3 protein-coding genes and 1 tRNA gene are annotated in these 3,626 nt (G+C 40.3%); 3 read left to right on the top strand and 1 reads right to left on the bottom strand.

The window, feature by feature from the left end; all coding sequences use genetic code 11:
* Positions 1-458 precede the first annotated feature (458 nt).
* Positions 459-545: transfer RNA gene (locus ACN6OV_RS00920), tRNA-Leu, on the bottom strand.
* 178 nt (positions 546-723) lie between these two features.
* On the opposite strand from ACN6OV_RS00920, the gene queA reads away from it, so the two are divergent.
* The 3 genes from queA to ACN6OV_RS00935 are packed head-to-tail and all read left to right on the top strand — an operon-like array spanning position 724 to position 3,420.
* Complete coding sequence (gene queA, locus ACN6OV_RS00925; RefSeq protein ID WP_427948852.1) at positions 724-1,764, top strand: tRNA preQ1(34) S-adenosylmethionine ribosyltransferase-isomerase QueA; 1,041 nt, start codon at positions 724-726, stop codon at positions 1,762-1,764.
* A 19-nt stretch (positions 1,765-1,783) separates the two neighbouring features.
* Positions 1,784-2,812, top strand: coding sequence for a hypothetical protein (locus ACN6OV_RS00930; RefSeq protein WP_427948853.1), 1,029 nt, complete (start codon positions 1,784-1,786; stop codon positions 2,810-2,812).
* A 41-nt stretch (positions 2,813-2,853) separates the two neighbouring features.
* On the top strand, positions 2,854-3,420 hold the full coding sequence (locus ACN6OV_RS00935; RefSeq protein ID WP_427948855.1) for a LemA family protein: 567 nt from the start codon (positions 2,854-2,856) through the stop codon (positions 3,418-3,420).
* The last annotated feature ends 206 nt before the right edge of the window (positions 3,421-3,626 follow it).

Raw genomic sequence — 3,626 nt, forward strand, 5'->3', positions numbered from 1 at the left:
CATGTCGTATGGCTTACGCCAGTCGCTTATATCCTCGTGCTGAACCACGAGGTTTTACGCTCCAAGTGATAAAAAATCAAACTTACACAAAATAATTTACAGTTTCTTTTTTATATTATTTCAGCCAACCTCTAGCACTAAATTCCAAAGAGCTTTACTGTTCGAAGGACGAACTATCAAATAAAGACCATCTCCATCAAACAAGCTGTACTCTTTTTCTTTAGGTTTAGCTTTTTCAACTTAAGTTTCTATTAATGGTTTTACTGATTTCGCCATAAAACTCCACCATGAGTATCCAAACAAAATTTAGGTACTCATTCAGGTGCTCATTTTACAAAATGACCACCGGATATATGGCTGATGAAATCAATAAGATCAGTTCAAGAACAACTTAACCCATTAATTTTAGACAATAAAAAACCCCAAGTCTTAATAAGCTTGGGGCTTTTTTATTTAACTGGTCCCGAGGGTCGGACTCGAACCGACACATCATCTCTGATAGTGGATTTTGAATCCACCGCGTCTACCAATTTCACCACCTCGGGAAGGTGTTGAAACGTATAATAAACTTTTTCAAAAACTTGTCAACGCATGTTTTTCTCATTTGCTTAAAAATAAAGCGCCTAAGGTTTTTTAGATGGATAATCCATCAATTTCAGCGTTAAAACCCAAAAAAGCTTATACTACGCCAAATTTCATTATCCCTTTTTCAGATTTCTTGACATGCAACTTTCTGACTTTAACTTCAATCTCCCTGACGAACTCATTGCCCGCTACCCACTCGAAACACGTAGTGCCTCTCGCCTGCTCCATCTCGATACCGAGGGCCAATATCATGACCATCATTTCACTGACATTTTAGACTTACTCAATGAGGGTGATTTATTGGTACTCAACGATACCAAAGTAATGAAAGCCCGCTTGAAAGGCAAACGTGCAACTGGCGGTGCAATTGAGGTTTTGGTTGAACGTATTCTTGATCCCAAAACCGCACATTGTCACATCAAAGCCAGCAACTCACCCAAAGAAGGTGCAGAGCTATTTATTGGCCCAGATGAAGTCAAAGTCACTGTTCAGGGCCGTCATGAAAATTTATTTGTGGTTGAGTTTTCTCAATCGATTTTAGATGTATTGGACAAATACGGTGCATTGCCAATTCCACCTTATTTCAACCGTGAAGCAGAAGCCATTGATACCGAACGCTATCAAACCGTATTTAATGATCCAACCAAACTGGCATCGGTTGCAGCACCAACCGCAAGCCTGCATTTCGATGAAGCGTTACTAAAAAAACTTGCAGACAAAGGCATCAATAAAACTTTTGTGACCTTGCATGTGGGCGCAGGAACCTTTCTCCCTGTCCGTACTGATAATATTGAAAATCATATTATGCATAGCGAATGGTGTGACGTTTCAGAAGAATCGATGGCATTGATTCGTGAAACCAAAGCGCGGGGCAATAAAGTGATTGCGGTAGGTACGACAGCAACACGCGCGACTGAAAGTGCAGCACAAGCCAATGCTGGCGAACTGAAAGCTTGGACTGGTGACACGCAAATCTTTATCTACCCAGGTTATGAGTTCAAAGTGGTAGATCGTTTAATTACCAACTTCCATTTACCTGAATCGACCCTACTGATGTTGGTGTCTGCCCTATCTAACCGAGACAATATTTTAAATGCCTATCATCACGCGGTAGACAGCCAATATCGCTTCTTTAGTTATGGCGATGCGATGTTGATTGATAACATTAACCATAAATAATCCGGATGACCTAAACCCTATGCCGATTGATTCCGTAAAGCACTCCATCCATATTCGTCGTAAAAAGAATGAAGTGGTTTTTCAGAATATCGCTCGGCTGTGGGATATTGGCCGCAAGGCAAAAACCCATCAAGAGCTCCTCGATGGGTTGCATCCATGGAATGCACCCATTACGCTCAAGTTTGAAAATCTGCTGCCGATTTTTTTAGGGCTGATTGGTATCAGTTTTGCACTTTTGATTGTGATTCAGCCCGATCATGGCTGGGCACAACTCTGCTTTGCTGCCGGTCTGGTCATGTTGTTTTGGGCCTATATCAGCTATGAAAAAGATGACCCAATTGAAGATGTGATTTCATATTTAGAAACCGAATGCATCAGTAAAAAATATCAATTGGCATTTAACAAGCAACCTCAATACATCTCAATGCCACTGAATAATTTACAATTTATTGGCAATCTAAAACGTATGTTTCCCGCGTTTAATCAGGGTAGCTTATCGAATGACATTCAAAGCTTTGCCAGTACCGTTTGGGAAGATGAAAATCAACAGCAATATCAAGTTATCGTGTTTCAATATCATTATGTCGATGAAATTCGCACGCGCGACAAAGATGGCAATGAAATCAAAGTTAAAGAAATCCACAAAGACCTCTGGGGTGTTTTTGTCTTTGATATTGCCCTACATGGCCTCGCGGTTTCAGCATCGGGCACTGACTATGCCTACCCCTATAGTTTCCCGTGGCACAGCAGCGACATTCAAACCAATCGCAAACTCAAATTTTATTGCAGCAACCAACTGGAAGCAGCCAAATTATTAACGCCCGGCTTTGTACTACGCCTTTCAGACTTTTTTCAACGTCGTCGTGGCGACCTGTTGTTCCATCCGAGCAATCGAATCATGTGCTATCTTGGTCCAGAAGATTTATTCAAAGTCAGCAGCAAAGCCAAGCGTATTCAAGACATTTCTACATTGCGCGGACATTTAAGAACCTTTAAATTAGTAGCATTAGAAAACTTAAAAAACGATCTCATTCAGTTTTTAAAATAATGTTTGAAATCATTCACCTTTTATCTTGAGGATAAAACTTTATGGGGCTTTTGATTTTTGTTTTGATTATTGTCGCGCTAATTATTGGTGCCATTATCATTCGAAATAATATTGTACGTCATCACAATGCCACGATTCGCGCATGGTCTGATGTAGCAAGCTATGAACGTCAAAAAATCAAAATTTTGGATGGTTTACAACCACTGGTTGAACAATATTCAAGTTTCGAACAAAGTACTTTGGCCAAAGTCACTGAGCTGCGTCAAAACATTATGAATTTGAATGTGAACAGTACCGATGTCAGTCAATTACAGCGAATTGAAGCCTTAAACCAAGACCTGATGCGCAGTCTGAATGTGGTGGTGGAGAATTACCCTGAGCTAAAAGCCAATGAAATTTATCTAAAAATGATGAATGAAATTGAAGAACAAAATGAAAATGTCGGCGCAGCGATTACTATTTTTAACCGCAATGTCGAGTTGTTCAACAATCATATTCAGGTGTTCCCAAACAATATCGTGAATACCCTGCTGTTAAGTAAAAAAGCGGTTCGTCCATTTCGCGACCAAGCAGCCAGCCAAAGTTTTGATTATCGTCCGAACTTTTAAGTTCGGGCTTTATCTCTATGATCACAACTTCAAAGTAGATGTTTATCACAAAGCAAGATGAAATCTTGCTTAGGATGACGCCATTTGCTTATCATCTAGCGAACGTCTCCAATCTTGATAGACTCCCTTCATTGACATCCTCACCTCCCTTAAACGGAGGTGATTCCTACAGCTAGACGCTTATGCCCAAGCGCAAGAATGTTCAT

Origin of the sequence: Acinetobacter sp. (assembly GCF_050285345.1) — a bacterium.
Classification (GTDB): Bacteria; Pseudomonadota; Gammaproteobacteria; order Pseudomonadales; family Moraxellaceae; genus Acinetobacter.